15 protein-coding genes and 1 pseudogene are annotated in these 14233 nt (G+C 66.9%); 12 read left to right on the forward strand and 4 right to left on the reverse strand.

Features of this window, described 5'->3' with window-relative positions; all coding sequences use genetic code 11:
* The 9 genes and pseudogenes from ABQE93_RS15575 to ABQE93_RS15615 all read left to right on the forward strand — a co-directional run.
* Positions 1-256: pseudogene (locus ABQE93_RS15575) on the forward strand (amidohydrolase family protein); the annotation flags it as partial.
* Between the two features lie 106 nt (positions 257-362).
* Positions 363-1529: an acyl-CoA dehydrogenase family protein gene (locus tag ABQE93_RS15580; protein WP_448409157.1), complete on the forward strand. Its 1167-nt coding sequence runs from the start codon at positions 363-365 to the stop codon at positions 1527-1529.
* Positions 1530-1545: 16 nt separating this feature from the next.
* Positions 1546-2304 carry an SDR family NAD(P)-dependent oxidoreductase gene (locus tag ABQE93_RS15585; RefSeq protein ID WP_448409124.1) on the forward strand — a complete coding sequence of 253 codons (759 nt, stop codon included), beginning with the start codon at positions 1546-1548 and terminating at the stop codon, positions 2302-2304.
* Positions 2304-3518 carry a CaiB/BaiF CoA transferase family protein gene (locus ABQE93_RS15590; protein ID WP_448409123.1) on the forward strand — a complete coding sequence of 405 codons (1215 nt, stop codon included), beginning with the start codon at positions 2304-2306 and terminating at the stop codon, positions 3516-3518. The genes ABQE93_RS15585 and ABQE93_RS15590 overlap by 1 nt, the downstream gene beginning before the upstream one ends.
* Positions 3515-4318: an enoyl-CoA hydratase/isomerase family protein gene (locus tag ABQE93_RS15595; RefSeq protein ID WP_448409122.1), complete on the forward strand. Its 804-nt coding sequence runs from the start codon at positions 3515-3517 to the stop codon at positions 4316-4318. The genes ABQE93_RS15590 and ABQE93_RS15595 overlap by 4 nt, the downstream gene beginning before the upstream one ends.
* A 4-nt stretch (positions 4319-4322) precedes the next feature.
* Complete coding sequence (locus ABQE93_RS15600; protein ID WP_448409120.1) at positions 4323-5468, forward strand: thiolase family protein; 1146 nt, start codon at positions 4323-4325, stop codon at positions 5466-5468.
* A gap of 12 nt (positions 5469-5480) precedes the next feature.
* Positions 5481-6629 (forward strand): acyl-CoA dehydrogenase family protein, encoded by a 1149-nt coding sequence (locus ABQE93_RS15605; RefSeq protein ID WP_448409118.1) that lies wholly within the window; start codon positions 5481-5483, stop codon positions 6627-6629.
* Between the two features lie 27 nt (positions 6630-6656).
* Positions 6657-7040, forward strand: a complete 384-nt coding sequence (locus ABQE93_RS15610; protein WP_448409116.1) for a carboxymuconolactone decarboxylase family protein — start codon at positions 6657-6659, stop codon at positions 7038-7040.
* Positions 7037-7924, forward strand: a complete 888-nt coding sequence (locus ABQE93_RS15615; RefSeq protein ID WP_448409114.1) for an NAD(P)-dependent oxidoreductase — start codon at positions 7037-7039, stop codon at positions 7922-7924. The genes ABQE93_RS15610 and ABQE93_RS15615 overlap by 4 nt, the downstream gene beginning before the upstream one ends.
* A gap of 12 nt (positions 7925-7936) precedes the next feature.
* Here ABQE93_RS15615 and ABQE93_RS15620 read toward each other — a convergent pair whose 3' ends face one another.
* Positions 7937-8857: a TIGR03619 family F420-dependent LLM class oxidoreductase gene (locus ABQE93_RS15620; protein WP_448409112.1), complete on the reverse strand. Its 921-nt coding sequence runs from the start codon at positions 8855-8857 to the stop codon at positions 7937-7939.
* A gap of 175 nt (positions 8858-9032) precedes the next feature.
* A complete protein-coding gene (locus ABQE93_RS15625; RefSeq protein WP_448409110.1) occupies positions 9033-9641 on the reverse strand; it encodes a TetR/AcrR family transcriptional regulator in 609 nt (202 codons plus the stop codon).
* A 117-nt stretch (positions 9642-9758) separates the two neighbouring features.
* Here ABQE93_RS15625 and ABQE93_RS15630 point away from each other — a divergent pair, with 117 nt between their 5' ends.
* The 3 genes from ABQE93_RS15630 (at position 9759) to ABQE93_RS15640 (ending at position 12262) form a co-directional block, all read left to right on the forward strand.
* Positions 9759-11042 carry a cytochrome P450 gene (locus tag ABQE93_RS15630; protein ID WP_448409109.1) on the forward strand — a complete coding sequence of 428 codons (1284 nt, stop codon included), beginning with the start codon at positions 9759-9761 and terminating at the stop codon, positions 11040-11042.
* Between the two features lie 105 nt (positions 11043-11147).
* Complete coding sequence (locus ABQE93_RS15635; RefSeq protein ID WP_448409107.1) at positions 11148-11765, forward strand: TetR/AcrR family transcriptional regulator; 618 nt, start codon at positions 11148-11150, stop codon at positions 11763-11765.
* Complete coding sequence (locus tag ABQE93_RS15640) at positions 11762-12262, forward strand: hypothetical protein (RefSeq protein ID WP_448409105.1); 501 nt, start codon at positions 11762-11764, stop codon at positions 12260-12262. The genes ABQE93_RS15635 and ABQE93_RS15640 overlap by 4 nt, the downstream gene beginning before the upstream one ends.
* Before the next feature lie 19 nt (positions 12263-12281).
* On the opposite strand, the gene ABQE93_RS15645 is transcribed toward ABQE93_RS15640, so the two are convergent.
* Positions 12282-13241, reverse strand: coding sequence for an NADPH:quinone oxidoreductase family protein (locus ABQE93_RS15645; protein WP_448409156.1), 960 nt, complete (start codon positions 13239-13241; stop codon positions 12282-12284).
* The gene (locus ABQE93_RS15650; protein ID WP_448409155.1) at positions 13241-14233 is read right to left on the reverse strand and encodes a phosphotransferase family protein; all 993 of its coding nucleotides are present in this window, start codon (positions 14231-14233) and stop codon (positions 13241-13243) included. The genes ABQE93_RS15645 and ABQE93_RS15650 overlap by 1 nt, the downstream gene beginning before the upstream one ends.

Genomic DNA, 14233 nt, shown 5'->3' on the forward strand with positions numbered 1-14233 from the left:
GCTCGACGAGGTGCTGACCGCCAACAACGTCCCCGACGACGAGATCAACAAGATGACCTACCAAAACGCCATGCGTTGGTACAACTGGGACCCCTTCACCCACATACCCAAAGACCAAGCCACCGTCGGCGCACTACGCAAAGCCGCCGAGGGTCACGATGTCTCCATCCAAGCGCTATCCAAGAAGGACAAGACCGGAGCGTCGTTCTCGGATTTCGCCTCGAGCGCCAAGCAGATAACGGGCAACACGGACTGAGCAGGATTACCGGCTGACGGTGTCGCCGGTGCGAATGTACGTTGATCGCACCGGCGCACTGCGCTGTGCCGACGATGACTCGAAGGAGTATGCGGTGTCGAACGGGATGAGTTTCGCGCTGACCGAGGATCAGGAACTGATCCGTAAATCCGTGGCCGAACTGGCGGGCAAGTTCGACGACCACTACTGGATGCAGAAGGACCAGGCGCACGAATTCCCGCAGGAGTTCTACGACGCCATCGCCAAGGGCGGCTGGCTCGGCATGACCATCCCCGAGGAGTACGGGGGACACGGGCTGGGCATCACGGAGGCCACCCTGCTGCTCGAAGAGGTCGCCCGCTCCGGTGCTGCGATGAACGGCGCCAGCGCCATCCATCTGTCGATCTTCGGGATGCAACCCGTCGTCAAGCACGGCTCCGATGAGCTCAAGGCCGCGACGCTGCCCCGAATCGTCAACGGCGACTTGCACGTCTGCTTCGGGGTCACCGAACCGGGCGCCGGACTGGACACCTCACGCATCACCACGTTCGCCAAGCGCGAGGGCGACCACTATCGCGTCAACGGCCGGAAAGTATGGATTTCCAAGGCGGTGGAGTCCGAGAAGATCCTGCTGTTGACCCGCACCACCCCCTACGACGAGGTCACCAAGAAGACCGACGGCATGACGCTGTTTCTCACCGACCTCGACCCTGACCACGTCGATGTCCGCCCGATCAACAAGATGGGCCGAAACGCGGTCAGCTCCAACGAAGTGTTCATCGACGACCTCATCGTTCCGGTCGAACACCGGGTCGGTGAGGAGGGCAAGGGTTTCAAGTACATCCTCGACGGCCTGAACCCCGAACGGATGCTGATCGCCGCCGAGGCGCTCGGTATCGGGCGGGTGGCGCTGGAGAAGGCGGTCAAGTACGGCAACGAGCGGGTGGTGTTCAACCGGCCGATCGGCATGAACCAGGGGTTGCAGTTCCCGCTGGCCGATTCGCTGGCCCGACTCGACGCGGCCGAACTGGTGCTGCGCAAGGCCACGTGGCTCTACGACAACGGCAAACCCTGTGGGCGCGAAGCCAATACCGCCAAGTACCTGTGCGCTGACGCTGGATTCGGCGCCGCCGACCGTGCCCTGCAGCTGCACGGTGGCATGGGTTATTCCGAGGAGTACCACGTGTCGCGGTACTTCCGCGAATCACGGCTGATGAAGATCGCGCCGGTCAGCCAGGAGATGATCCTGAACTTTCTCGGCGAGCATGTACTGGGACTTCCCCGTAGTTATTGAGAGTGGAGCGCTATTGATGCCAACCTATTTCGATCTCACCGGGCGATCGGCACTGGTGACCGGGGCCGCGGGCGGAATCGGAGCAGCGGTCGCGACGGCACTCGCCGATGCGGGCGCGACGGTGATGGTCACCGACGTCGACAAGGACGCCGCCGCCGCGGTCGCCGAACGCATTTCGGCCGCGGGCGGCAGGGCGGAGTCGACGGGTCTCGACGTCTCGGACCGGGACGCCGCCGACGCCGCGGCGGCGCAAGCCGCGGCGCTGACCGGTGACGCGTTGCACATCGTCGTCAACAACGCGGGCGTCACCCAGCCGGCGATGTTCGCCAAGACCAGCCAGGAGTCGTTTCGGCTGCTCTTCGACATCCACGTCATGGGTGCCTTCAACGTGACCCAGGCGGCGCTGCCGCACATCCCGACCGACGGCAAGGGTCGCATCGTCAATGTGACATCGGCTGCCGGGCTGACCGGAACCCTGGGCCAGGTCAACTACTCGGCGGCCAAGGCGGGCATCATCGGGTTCACCAAATCCCTTGCCCGCGAGCTGGCCACCAAATCCATCACGGTGAACGCGCTGGCTCCGCTCGCGGCCACCCCGATGACCGAAACCATCCGCACCAACGAGAAGTTCGCGGCCAACATGATGAACCGCATCCCGATGAAGCGGTGGGCCGAACCTGCCGAGGTGGCCGGCGCCTTCGTGTTCATGGCGTCCGACGCGGCGTCCTACATCACCGGCCAGGTGCTGCCGGTCGACGGCGGAATGGTGATGTAGTGACCTCCCAACCGCAGGCGCCGCTGTCCGGCATCACGGTCGTGACGCTCGAACAGGCCGTGTCGGCTCCGATGTGCACCAGGACGCTCGCCGACTTCGGCGCACGCGTCATCAAGGTGGAGAACCCCAAGGGCGGCGACTTCGCACGGCACTACGACGACGTGGTGAACGGCCTTGCCGCACACTTCGTCTGGTGCAACCGCAACAAGGAGTCGGTGACCGTCGACCTGAAAACCACTGAGGGTCTGGACATCCTGCATCGACTGCTCGACAACGCCGATGTGCTGGTATCCAATCTGGCGCCCGGCTCCACCGGGCGGCTCGGCATCACCCCCGCAGAGATGGAAGCGCGCCATCCGAACGTCATCGCAGTGGAGATCGACGGATACGGCCCTGGCGGGCCGCTGTCGCACAAGCGGGCCTACGACCTGCTGATCCAAGCCGAATCCGGGACGTGTGCGGTCACCGGTCAGGCTGGCGCCCCGGCCAAACCCGGGCCGCCGGTCGCCGACGTCTCCACGGGACTGCACGCGGCGATTTCGATTCTGGCCCTGCTGTATTCGCGCGATACCGGCCGACGGGCAGGTGGCGGCAACGTCGCGGTCAGCCTGTTCGACACCATGATGGACGTGATGGGCTACCAGCTCACCTATACCCAGCACTCCGGTGTCGACCAGGTGCCGCTGGGCATGGGCTCGCCGGCGGTGGCGCCCTACGGGGCCTACGCCACCGCCGACAACCAGACGGTGGTACTGGGCACCACCAACGACCGCGAATGGCAGCGCTTTGCCCGGGAGATCCTGCAGCGCACCGATTTAGCCGAAGATGAGCGCTTCGCGACCAACGCCGACCGGGTGGCCAACCGAACCGTGCTCGACGAAGCCATCGCGGACTGGTGCGGGCAGCGCGACCTCGCCGACGTGCAGAAGATCGCAGACGCGGCAGGCATCGGGAACTCGCGCTACAACACCCCCAGCGAGGTGGTGGCGCATCCGCAGTTGAGCGCACGCAACCGGTGGCGTGACGTCGAAACATCGGCGGGCCCGATCCAGGCGCTGCTGCCGCCGGCCGTCGTCGCCGGGTTCGAACAACCGATGGGCGCGGTCCCCGGGCTGGGCCAGCACACCGACGCCGTGCTCGCCGAACTGGGAATCGACGACGAGGAGATCGCGGTGCTGCGCAAGCGCGGCGTGATCGGACCGGCCTACCGGTGACGTCCCGCGACGCCGAGCCCGTGCTGCGCTCGACCGACACCGACGGCGTTCGCACGTTGACGTTGAACAGGCCGGCGCGCAAGAACGCGATCAACCCGCAACTGTGGGCAGAGTTGGCCGATGCGCTGCGCGCGGCCGCCCGCGACACCGACCTTCGAGCGTTGGTCATCACCGGGGCCGGAGGTGCCTTCTGCTCGGGCGCCGACATCTCCACCCCGGAGGACATCCACCCCAGACACAAGCTGCGCCGGCTCACCGAAGTCGCCCTTGCGCTGCACGAACTGACCGTGCCCACCATCGCGAAGGTGACCGGCGTCGCCGTCGGTGCGGGCTGGAACCTGGCCCTGGGCTGCGACTTCGTGGTCGCCACGCCCGAATCGACGTTCTGTCAGGTCTTCGCCAAGCGGGGCCTGTCGGTCGACCTCGGTGGCTCGTGGCTGCTGCCCAAACTGGTCGGCCTGCAGCAGGCCAAACGGCTGGTGCTGCTGGCCGACACGATCGACGCCGAGGAGGCGCGGTCGTTGGGCCTGGTGACCTGGGTCAAGCCCGCCGAGGAGATCGACGCGTTTGTCGACGAACTGGCGGGCCGGCTGGCCGCGGGCCCGCCGGTCGCGCTGGCGCAGAGCAAGGCGCTGCTCAACGACGGCGCCAATGTGACGCTGCGCGAGGCGTTGGCCAACGAAGCCCGCGCACAGCCGGGTAACTTCGCCACCGAAGATTCAACAGAGGCGTACGCGGCGTTCGCCGCCAAGCGGACGGCAACGTTCACCGGCCGGTGGGCAGTGCCAAGAACGGAGTGACAAGATGCGTGAGACCGTAATCGTCGAGGCGGTTCGCACCCCCGTCGGCAAGCGCAACGGCGGACTGTCGGAGATACACGCGGCGGACCTGTCCGCGATCGTGCTCAACGCGCTCGTGGAGCGCGCCGGTATCGACCCCGACATCATCGACGACGTGGTGTGGGGTTGCGTCTCGCAGGTGGGCGACCAGTCCAGCAACATCGGCCGCTACTCGGTGCTGGCCGCTGGATGGCCGGAGCGGATCCCGGGCACCACGGTCAACCGCGCCTGCGGGTCCAGCCAGCAGGCGCTGGACTTCGCGGTGCACGCGGTGATGTCGGGCCAGCAGGACGTGGTGGTCGCGGGCGGCGTCGAGGTGATGAGCCGGGTGCCGCTGGGCGCGGCACGGGCCACGGGCACACCGTACGGACCGAAAGTCCTTGACCGCTATAAAGGTTTCGCCTTCAACCAAGGTATCTCGGCCGAGCTGATCTCACAGAAGTGGGGCTTTACCCGGACCCGCCTCGACGAGTACTCGGTGCGCTCACACGAACTCGCGGCCGCCGCGCAGGACAACGGCGCATTCGAAGCGCAGATCATGCCGGTGTTCACCGGAGGCGAGCCGGTCGTGGCCGACGAAGGCGTGCGGCGCGGCAGCACCGTCGAGAAGCTCGCCGGGCTCAAGCCGGCGTTCCAGGACGACGGGGTCATCCACGCGGGCAACTCGTCACAGATCTCCGATGGCGCCGCAGCGCTGCTGGTGACGACGGCCGAGAACGCGATCACCTTGGGGCTGCGGCCCATTGCGCGCTACCGCGCCGGAGCGGTTACCGGCGCCGACCCGGTATTGATGCTCACCGGCCCGATCCCGGCCACCGAGCAGGTGCTCCACAAGGCCGGCGTCGCACTGAACGAGGTCGGGGTGTTCGAGGTGAACGAGGCCTTCGCCCCCGTCCCGCTGGCCTGGCTCGCCGAGACAGGCGCCGATGAGGCCAAGCTCAACCCGCTGGGCGGGGCGATCGCCCTCGGTCATCCGCTGGGCGCCTCGGGCGCGGTGCTGATGACCCGCATGCTCAACCACATGCGTGACAACGGAATCCGCTACGGGTTGCAGACCATGTGCGAAGGCGGCGGCACCGCCAACGCGACGTTAGTAGAACTCATCGCCTAGGAAGGACGCCCCGTGCGTAGAGACCTGTTCACCGAGGACCACGAGGCATTCCGCGAACTTGCGCGCGACTTCGTCGAAAAGGAAGTGGTGCCGCACTATCCGGAGTGGGAGAAGGGCGGCCGGATGCCGCGCGAGGTCTTCAAACAGATGGGTGCGCTGGGCATGCTGGGGATGGCGATCCCCGAGGAGTACGGCGGGGGTGGTGCCCCCGACTACCGCTACAACGTGGTGTTGCAGGAAGAGGCGGCGCGCGCGCTGGTCACGCTGTCGACGGTACGCACCCAGTTGGAGGTGATCCTGCCGTACTTCCTGCACTACGCAAACGAGGAGCAGCGCAAGCGGTGGTTTCCCGGCCTGGCCTCCGGTGAGCTGTTGACGGCCGTCGCGATGACGGAACCGGGCACGGGATCGGATCTGGCGGGGATGCGCACCGCCGCCGTGCGCGACGGCGACGACTGGATTCTCAACGGCGCCAAGACATTCATCACCGGCGGCATGCAGGCCGACCTGGTGATCGTGGTGGCGCGAACCTCCACCGATCCGGACAACCGGCGTAAGGGTCTGACGCTGTTCGTCGTCGAGGACGGTATGGAGGGCTTCACCCGCGGGCGCGAACTGGAGAAGATGGGGTGCAAGGTCCAAGACACCGCGGAGCTGTCGTTCGTCGACGTGCGGGTGCCCGCGGCCAACGTGCTGGGTGAGTTGGACGAGGCGTTCGGCTATCTCGGCCACAACCTGCCCCAGGAGCGGCTGACGGTGGCCGTCGGATCGGTGTGTCAGGCGCGCTCGGCGATCGCCGCGGCCATCGACTACACCAAGGACCGCAAGGCGTTCGGTACACCCGTGGCCTCGTTTCAGAACACCAAGTTCGAGTTGGCTGCGTGCTCGACGGAGGTCGAAGCCGCCCAGGCGATGCTGGACCGTGCGGTGGCGCTGCACGTCGAAGGTGAGCTGTCCGGCGCCGACGCCGCGCGGGTGAAGCTGTTCTGCACCGAGATGCAGGCCCGTGTGGTGGACCGGTGCCTGCAGCTGTTCGGCGGTTACGGCTACATGATGGAGTATCCGATCGCGCGGCTGTACACCGATGCCCGCGTCGCCCGCATCTACGCGGGCACCAGCGAGGTGATGAAGGTGATCATCGCCAAATCTCTTGGGTTGTAACACCACGTCGCGGCGAACGGAGCGGACATGGACCGGCAGACCTTCGAGAAGGGCGCCAGAATACGTGCCGAGGTGCTCGGCGCCGACTACGTCGCCAACGCCACCCGCAGCGCCGACGACTTCGACGCACCGCTGCAGGAGTTGGTCACCGAGTACTGCTGGGGCGCGGTGTGGGGGCGCGACGAGTTGCCGCGCAAGATCCGCAGCATGCTCAACCTGGCGATGCTCTCGGTGCTCAACCGGCCCCACGAGTTGCGCACGCATATCCGTGGCGCCTTGAACAACGGTGTGACGCGCGAAGAAATCCGCGAAGTGTTCCTGCAGGTCGCCGTCTACGCCGGTGTGCCCGCCGCCGTCGACAGCTTCCGGCAGGCCCGCGAGGTGTTCGCCGAACAGGAGGATGCGCCGTGACGCTGGGTTTCATCGGGCTGGGCCACATGGGATTCCCGATGACGCGCCGTCTGCTCGACGCCGGCAACACCGTCGTCGTCTACGACACCCGCGAGGATGCGGTGACGGCGGCGGTGGAACTCGGCGCACAGCCGGCGTCGGCGCCGCGCGAGGTCGCCGACGTCGCGGAGACGGTTTTCGCGAGCCTGCCGTCCGGGCAGGTGTGCCTCGACGTCGTCGCCGGTGCGCACGGCGTCGCACACGGCACGCGGATCAAACGGTTCGTCGACCTGTCGACCGTGGGCAGCGAGGCTTCGCAGGCCGTTTCCCGGGCATTGCAGGAACGCGGCGTCGCGGCGTTGGACAGTCCCGTCAGCGGCGGGGTGGCCGGGGCCGAAAACGGCACGCTCACGCTGATGGTGTCCGGGCCGCAGGCGGAATTCGATTCGCTGCACGCGCTTTTCGAGACCCTGGGCCGCGCGATCTACGTCGGTGAGAAGCCGGGGTCGGCGCAGACGATGAAATTGCTGAACAACCTCGTGGCGGCCACGGCCCTGGCCGTGACGTCGGAGGTCGTGGTCATGGGCGTCAAGGCCGGCCTGGACCCCCGCGTGATGATCGACGTGCTCAACGCCGGCTCCGGTGGCACCCATGCCAGCCGAGACAAGTTCCCTCGCTCGGTGCTGCCACGCACCTTCGATTACGGCTTCGCGACCGGCCTGATGGTCAAGGACGTGCGGCTCTACCTCGAGGAGGCGCAACGCCTCGGCGCGGCCGGGGTGATCTCGGCGGCGGTCGCCGAGCAGTGGGAGACCACGTTGCGCGAAGAAGGCGCCGACTCCGATTTCACCGCGGTCATCAAACCGATCGAAGCCGCCGCGGGCGTGGTGGTCGACGGCCGCTGACCGCCGCGGCACTTACGGCAGTTGGGGTTTGACCTCTTCGATGATCCACTGCGCGTAGTCGAGGTACTCGTCGACACCGCTGACGGGCGGCAACGGGACCGCGCTGACCGTCACTCCCTGTTCGGCGAGATAACCCATCCGGTCCACGATCTCCGCTGCCCTCATACCGGGACGGGCGTTCGGGTCGTCCTGGGCTGTATGTCCCTCGCCGACGCGGTTGGTGCCCAGCCCGTGGACCACGTCGAAGGGTCGGCCGTCGTAGCCGTCTTGAGATTTGAGGAAGTCGACCCGTTCGGCGATCTGCTCGGGCGGGGTCAAAAAAGACCACCAGCCCGACGCGTACTTCGCCGCGCGACGCATCGCGGCGTCGGCGTCACCGCCGATCCAGATGGGCAGGTGGGGTTTCTGAAGCGGTTTGGGCTCGAAGGCCACGTCGTCGAACGAGACGTAGCGGCCGGTGAAACTCGGGGACTCGCTGGTCCACAGTTCGACGATCGCGGCGAGGTACTCGTCGGCGATGCGGCCGCGCTCGCGGAACGGCACCCCCAACAAGTCGAATTCGCGCTCGAGCCAGCCGACCCCGAACGTGACCATCATCCGTCCGCTGCTCATCCAGTCCGCGGTCGCCAGCGCTTTGGCGAGCACGATCGGATGCTGCAACGGCAACACGGTGATACAGGAGTTGAGCAGGATGCGCTCGGTCGCCCCGGCGAGATAGGCCTGCGCAACGGTGGACTGCAGATAGTGCGGCCCCGACAACTGCACGTGTTCGTTGGGGATCACGAAATGCTCTGGCACCGCGATCATGTCGTAGCCCCACTGGTCGGCGCACTTGGCCATCCGGGTCTGGTCGGCGCCGGTGACCGATGCTTCCCACGGCTGCATCATCGCCGGAAGCCGCAGCATGTGGGGCAGGTTGAAGACGAGCTTCATGTGATGATCTTCGCAGCTACTTGAGCATGCTGCCGGCGTCGACCGTGACGGGAAGCCCGGTGATGAACGCAACCTTGCCCTCAACGCGCCCGCCCATGTGCCCTCCTCGAATCGGTAAGTTTGGTCGATCGATCAGGAGCCTGTCACCGGCCGGCTGCGGTTGTCAACCGATCGCTCACCGCGAGCTTCGGCCGGCGTTCGGCGCGGAAAGCCCCGCCGCCAGAAAATCGAGCTGGCGTTCCATGAACGCGCGCAGTTCGTCGTGGCCCAGGTCGACCCCGACGGCGCTCTCGTTGCACAGGCTGCGCGCGGTTTGTGCGATGAGCATGGAGATCGCGACCGGCGGGTAGTCGTCGAGGTCGACACCGCGTGCCCGCAGCGCAACCGCCACGGCCGCCGTCTCGATATCGCGGACCCGCTCCGCATAGGCCTTGAGTTCTTTGCGAATGGCCTTGCGGTGGTTGGCCATCGCCATGAACTCAGTGTTCAGCCCGGTGAGCCGAAGGTCGCTGTTCATCGCCCACAGCGTGCGCAACGGATCGGCATCGGTGAGCGCAGCGCGCATGCGTTGCAGCGAGGCTTCCGCACCGGTGCGCAGCACCTCGACGTAGAGGTCGTCCATCGTGGGGAAGTAGTAGTAGACCAGCGCTTGTTTGACACCCGCCGCGGCCGCGACGCGGCGGGACGTCGCCGCGGCATAGCCCTCCTCGCGGATGACCTGGGCGGTGGCCTCGATCAGCCGTTGCCGTGCCCCCGTGTCGGCGGCCTTGGCCCTACTTGGCATTTCGCAAACCCCTGTCGATCGATTTGCTTGACCACCCGTCATACCCCGTGGTACGCATAGCGCACTCTAACAGTTTTATCGATCGACCAAACGCGGTGGCGCCGAAAGGACCGGTCCGTGACAGATTTCGCATCCGTCGACTACTTCTCCGACCCGGCGATCAGCCAAGATCCCTACGACTACTGGGACTACCTGCGCTCGCAGGGGCCCGTGTTTCGGGAACCGAACTACGGTGTGGTCGCCGTCACGGGCTATCAGGAAGTGCTGGCGGCGTTCAAGGACCACGATGCATTTTCCGCCGTCAACGCGATCGGTGGCCCGTTTCCGCCGCTGCCGTTCGAACCGCACGGCGACGACATCACCGACCAGATCGAGGCGCATCGCCACCTGTTCCCGATCCACGAGCACCTGGTGGTGATGGATCCACCCGCGCACACACGTGCCCGCTCGCTGCTGACCAAGCTGCTGACCCCGAAGCGGCTGAAGGAGAACGAGGACTTCATGTGGCGGCTGGTCGACAGCCAGCTCGACCAGTTCCTCGCTAACGGACGATGCGAGTTCCTCGCCGAGTACGCGAAGCCCTTCGCCACCTCGGCGATCATCGACCTGCTCGGCGTGCCCGAGGAGGACCGGCCCGAGTTCCTCGCCGCGCTCGGCGTCGAGGAGCGCTACGGCAGCCGCGTAGGGGCGCTCGACGGCGCGCCGGTGGGGCGCGATCCGCTGCAGTATCTGGACGACAAGTTCGCCGGCTACCTCGCCGACCGTCGTCGCGAACCCCGCGGCGACGTGCTGTCGGCGATGGCGACCGCGCTGTATCCCGACGGTTCGACACCCGAGCTGATCGAGGTCGTCAAACCGGCGACGTTTCTGTTCGCGGCCGGGCAGGAGACGGTCACCAAGCTGCTCAGCGCCGCCGTGCAGACCCTGGGGGATCGCCCGGAGTTCCAGCAGATTCTGCGCGATGACCCGAAACGCATTCCGGCGTTCATCGAAGAGGCGCTGCGAATGCAGGCGCCGACGAAGGTCGATTTCCGCCTGGTCCGCAAGACCACCACGCTGGGCGATGTGCACCTTCCGGCGGGCACGGTCGTCATGCTGTGCCTGGGCGCGGCCAACCGCGATCCGCGCAAGTTCGACGACCCGCACGAGTTCCGGCTGGACCGCAAGAACGTGCGCGAGCACCTCTCGTTCGGCCGCGGCATCCACTCCTGTGCCGGCGCGCCGCTGGCGCGTGTCGAGGGCCAGATCACCGTTCGGCGGCTCCTCGACCGCGTGGACGACCTGCGGATCGACGAAACGGTCCACGGGCCCGCGGATGACCGCCGCTACGCCTATGACCCCACGTTTCTGCTGCGCGGCCTGTCCGAACTGCACATCGAGTTCACCCCGAAGCGGGCCTGACCAGCGCTGTGACGCCCGGCCAAACCTTTTTCGCCTGAGACCCTTGTCACAGCCGGCAAACCTACCTACTGTGTGTTCACTAGGTTGGTTGACCGAAGGGTTTGCGTGACACCGGAGTCAGGCTCGAGGCCGTACGAGACGCTGCTCGCCAAGGGTGAGGACCGTCGGCACCGGATCCTTTCCGTGGCCGAGCGGCTGCTGGCGCGCAACGGCTGGCGCAACACCTCGCTGGCGCAGATCGCCAAGGAAGCGGGGGTCACGCCGGCGGGCCTCTTGCACCACTTCGAGTCGAAGGAACAGCTGCTCAACGCCGTGCTCGACGCGCGCGACGCCGACGACGCCATCCACGCCGACTACCGCTCGGGCGACCTCGTCAGCGAACTCAGCCGCGTGCCGGAGCGGTTCCGCCGGGCACCCGAACTCATCGGCACCTTCACGGTGCTGCTGGTGGAGAACATCGCCCCCGATGCGCCGCTGCACGACCGCCTGCACAAGCGGTACCACGACGCCACCGCCATCATCACCGAGATCATCACGCGCGGTCAGCGCGACGGGACCTACCGCACAGACTTCGAAGCGGCCAACAAGGCCGTGGAAATTCTCGCCTTCATCAACGGAATGGAGATCTCATGGCTGCTCGATCGGTCAATACCGCTGAGCGAGGTATTCAAGGAGTACGCGGAGTCGTTGGCCCGCGATCTCGCACCCAGGGGCACGAAATGAGGTACCGGCTCGACGTCGTCGCTCCCACCGTGCTCGACGCGGTGAAGTTCGCCGGAGGCTGGGTCTATGACCGGGTGATGGCCGGTTGGGATGTCACCGTCCTGATCGCCCAGCCCGGCGACGTCCGACCGCTCGAGATTCTCGGCGCCGAGACACTGGATCTGGAATCTGTGCTCAACGCATGGGAAGACCGGCCTCATCCGCAGACCGTCGCCGTCGCCGCGGATCTCTTCGACCGCGACCCGCGGGTACTGGCCCATGTCCGCAATGCACTCGACCAGAGCGCTGCCGAAGTAACCGTGTGGGGCGAGCGCCTGCCCGCTGAACTGGACCGCAGCGTCGACTCCGTGCAGCACCGGTTGAGCGCGGCGGCAAGGGCTTTCAAGGCCAAGGCGCTGTCGGCGGCCGATGAGGCGGGTGTCGCCGTCGGCCATACCGAGACCTTTCGTAGCGGGATGATGGCCTCCGTTGCGGCGGACCTGATCCCGGCCAGCTGATTTCTTCTGCCCGGCAGATCTAGGCGAGGTCGATGAGCACCTTGCCGATGGCGCGACCGTCGGCGACGTGACGCAACGCCTGCACGGTTTGCGTTAACGGGTAGACGGCGCCGATGTGCGGGTGGACGCGTCCGCTGACCAGATGCTCGCGCAGTTCGGTTTCGTTTCGGTCGAATTCGTCAGCCGGGACGTCCTGGAAGTGGAACCCGAGCACGTGTACGCCCTTGACCAACACCAGGTTCAGCGGGATCCGCGGGATGACGCCCGAGGCGTACCCGACGGTGACGAACCGGCCGCCGCGGCGCAGCGACCGCAGCGCCGGTTCGGCGAGCGCGCCGCCGACCGGATCCACGACGGCGTGCGCGCCGTCGGGCACGGCGCCGCGCAACGCATCGCGAAGGCCTGCCGAACGGTGGTTGACGACATTGGTTGCGCCGTAAGCGCGGGCTGCGGCGAGCTTCTCGTCTGAGGAGGCCACCGCGGTGACCGACGCGCCGAGAAGCACACCGAGTTGGACCGCGGCCAGCCCGACGCCGCCGCCCGCGCCGAGGACGACGACATCGTCGCCCGGCTGCACTCGCGCCATCGACCGCAACGTGTGATACGCGGTGCGGTACGCCACCCCGAATGCGGCTGCGGTGCGGTCGTCGACGCCATCGGGGGTAGGGGACACGTGGGCGGCGGGCACGACGACCTCCTCGGCGAACGCACCGTACATGCCGGTGCCGGTGACCCTGTCGCCGACGCGGAACCCGTCGGCTCCGGTGTCGACGACGACGCCGGCGAACTCGCTGCCGGGCACGAACGGCGGCGGCACGCTGACCTGATATTCGTTGGCGATCAACAACACATCGGGATAGTTGACCGCCGCGGCGTTGACGCGGACCTTGACCAGGCCGGGATTCACCGAAGGTGTCGGCCGCTCTTCGATGCGGACGACTTCAGGTGCCCCGTAGCCGGGGCAGACGGCGGCGCGGATCACTTGTAGTCGGTGGATTCGGCGAGGTCGGCTGCCGAGCGCATCAACTCGACGATGATCGGGCCGTAGGCGAGCAGCTTCTCGTCGTCGCCGGCGCGCTGGAAACCCTGCTCCAACACGATGGCCAGCTTCCATTTGGCCAGCACCAGGTAGTAGTCGAGGTCGTCGACCTGGCGACCGGACAGTTTCGCGTAGTGCTCGACAACCTGTGTGCGAGAGGGCATGTGGCGCATGTCGACGTAGCTCATCTCGGAACTTGACGGGGCGTCGGTGTTCTGCGGCCAGCTCTGTACCATCCACGCCAGATCGAGTTTGGGATCGCCGACGGTGCCCATCTCCCAGTCCACGATCGCGGCCAGTTGCGCCGGTGCGCCGTGGCGGTACATCACGTTGGCGAACTGGTAGTCGCCGTGCATCAGGCCGGGCACGTAGTCCAGCGGCCGATGCCTGCGCAGCCATTCGGTGGCGACCTCGATGCCGTCGATCTCGCGTCCCTTGATCCGCTCGAAAAAGGTTGTCCACCGGTCGACTTGGCGTTCGTGGAAGCCGTCCGGGCGCCCAAGGTCGGTCAACCCTTTGGCTTTCCAGTCGACCCTGGACAGCAGCGCGATACCTTCGGCGAGCTGATAGGCCAGACCGGCGCGCGCCTGCGGGTCGCTGTCGAACGGCTCCGGCCAGCGCCGGTCGGCCAACTCCATCGGAGACCAGCCGTCGACGTAGCCCATCAGATAGAACGGGCGGCCCAACACGGCGGCGTCGGTGCACACCCCGACCGCCTTGGTGTGCGGCACCTCCGTGCCGTCGAGCGCCTCGACGATCCGCCACTCGCGCAGGATGCCCTTGTCGCGGTCCGGTGGAGCGCCGGGCGGGGGCATGCGAAGCACGCAGCGTTCGTCGCCGCGGCGAATCTCGTAGATCACGTTCTGGGTGCCGCCGGAGAGCAGCCGGGTCTGCAGCGGTTCACCCTTGCCGGGCAGCGCCGCATCGTCCAT

Source organism: Mycolicibacterium sp. XJ662 (assembly GCF_053484035.1).

Excerpts from the sequence above, each read along its gene's own strand:
- ABQE93_RS15625 (WP_448409110.1), bottom strand. The coding sequence starts at position 9,641 with ATGCCAAGTAGGGCCAAGGCCGCCGACACGGGGGCACGGCAACGGCTG.
- ABQE93_RS15640 (WP_448409105.1), top strand. The coding sequence starts at position 11,762 with ATGAGGTACCGGCTCGACGTCGTCGCTCCCACCGTGCTCGACGCGGTG.
- ABQE93_RS15620 (WP_448409112.1), bottom strand. The coding sequence starts at position 8,857 with ATGAAGCTCGTCTTCAACCTGCCCCACATGCTGCGGCTTCCGGCGATG.
- ABQE93_RS15650 (WP_448409155.1), bottom strand. The coding sequence starts at position 14,233 with ATGGACGATGCGGCGCTGCCCGGCAAGGGTGAACCGCTGCAGACCCGG.
- ABQE93_RS15600 (WP_448409120.1), top strand. The coding sequence starts at position 4,323 with ATGCGTGAGACCGTAATCGTCGAGGCGGTTCGCACCCCCGTCGGCAAG.
- ABQE93_RS15610 (WP_448409116.1), top strand. The coding sequence starts at position 6,657 with ATGGACCGGCAGACCTTCGAGAAGGGCGCCAGAATACGTGCCGAGGTG.
- ABQE93_RS15585 (WP_448409124.1), top strand. The coding sequence starts at position 1,546 with ATGCCAACCTATTTCGATCTCACCGGGCGATCGGCACTGGTGACCGGG.
- ABQE93_RS15580 (WP_448409157.1), top strand. The coding sequence starts at position 363 with ATGAGTTTCGCGCTGACCGAGGATCAGGAACTGATCCGTAAATCCGTG.